We start from the raw sequence: 460 nt of genomic DNA, 5'->3' as shown, positions 1-460 counted from the left end.
TGCTTGGAATAGGCATCGGTTACTAAAGCTAAGTAATTATGTCCATTTTCAGTTTTAATGTATGTGATGTCGCTTACCCAGAGCTGTTCGGGTCTGTTCGGGACTTGGTCTTTCACGAGGTTTTTATATTTTTTGTACATATGGTTAGAGTTTGTGGTCGTTATGTAATTTTTAGCTTTAGGTACTAGAAGTTTATGAAGTCTCAAGAAGTCGTAGAACTTATCTCTGCCTATTTTAATATCAACGTCTATAAAGTCTTGCTTAAGTTCTGTATGTAGTTTTATACCACCAGTTTTAGAGCCTACTTTTTTACGGTAGTCCTTTACCATAGTAATCATTTTTTGGTGGTTTATTTCTTTTTTTCGTTGTGTTCTGAGTCTTTTGTAGAAGGCTTGTTTACTAATCCCAAAACATTGGTAGAGCCATTTTCTTTTAAACGGTCTTTCTTCTTTTTTTCTAT

The 460-nt window shown here is 34.1% G+C and carries 1 pseudogene; it reads right to left on the bottom strand.

Annotation, left to right across the window (positions count from 1 at the left end):
- Window positions 1–329 (bottom strand): annotated as a pseudogene (locus Q0945_RS16055) (IS3 family transposase); the annotation flags it as partial.
- Window positions 330–460: the final 131 nt, after the last annotated feature.

Source organism: uncultured Maribacter sp., from assembly GCF_947500405.1.
Taxonomy (GTDB): Bacteria; Bacteroidota; Bacteroidia; order Flavobacteriales; family Flavobacteriaceae; genus Maribacter_B.
The sequence above is the reverse complement of the archived record's forward strand: the minus strand, read 5'-3'. Positions and strand labels throughout refer to the sequence as shown.